2 protein-coding genes are annotated in these 644 nt (G+C 45.7%); both read left to right on the top strand.

The genetic code is table 11. The features are described 5' to 3' along the window. Window positions 1-81: 81 nt before the first annotated feature. Window positions 82-333, top strand: coding sequence for an IS3 family transposase (locus KGF70_RS17550; protein WP_057950377.1), 252 nt, complete (start codon window positions 82-84; stop codon window positions 331-333). A 53-nt stretch (window positions 334-386) separates the two neighbouring features. Then, the coding region (locus KGF70_RS17855; protein ID WP_367115153.1) for an IS3 family transposase at window positions 387-644 on the top strand (258 nt) is incomplete at its 3' end.

Below are 644 nucleotides of genomic sequence, written 5' to 3'. Positions count from 1 at the left end.
TGGATGTAAGCTGATTCCTGAGACAACTTTTAAGAGAGGGTATAATGAATAAATCATCTCTCAAAAGGAAGGAATTTTTACATGCCAACTCGTTACGACAAAGAATTCAAACAAAACATTATCAACCTATATAAGCAAGGCGAATCAGCTGCCCAACTGGCCAGAGAATATGGCCTTGGCTATTCAACAGTTCATAAGTGGATCCAGGGCCAGGCCAAAACTCAATCCGGTAAATCGCCAGACGAAATCAAAGCGATGGAAAAGCGACTGGCTTCGCTGTCTGAGGAGAACGAAATCCTTAAAAAAGCCCTGGGCTTCCTTGCGCAGAAGTAACCAATATCTTTGATTACATTCACCAAGAAAGCCATCACCACCAGGTAACCAAGATGTGCCGAATCCTCGGTGTTTCCAGAGCTCAGTATTATCGTTATCGATCCCCCAAACCTTCAAAACGCCGGGCCGAAGATGCGGGCTTGAAACAACGGATTCTGCGGATCTTTGCGGAATTTAAGCAGCGATACGGTGTCATGAAGATCCACCATGAATTGAATCTGGAACTTCAACCACTGCAGCTTCGGTGCAGTCCACGACGGATTTCCCGGCTCATGAAGGAACTGGATATCCACTCCGTTACCGTCAATAAG

The sequence above is a fragment of the Lactiplantibacillus sp. 7.2.4 genome (genome assembly GCF_018991185.1).
In the GTDB taxonomy this organism is placed as follows: domain Bacteria; phylum Bacillota; class Bacilli; order Lactobacillales; family Lactobacillaceae; genus Lactiplantibacillus; species Lactiplantibacillus pentosus.
The sequence above is the reverse complement of the archived record's forward strand: the minus strand, read 5'-3'. Positions and strand labels throughout refer to the sequence as shown.

What these genes read in the sequence shown, in the direction of transcription:
- KGF70_RS17550 (WP_057950377.1), top strand. Translation starts at nt 82, where the DNA reads ATGCCAACTCGTTACGACAAAGAATTCAAACAAAACATTATCAACCTA.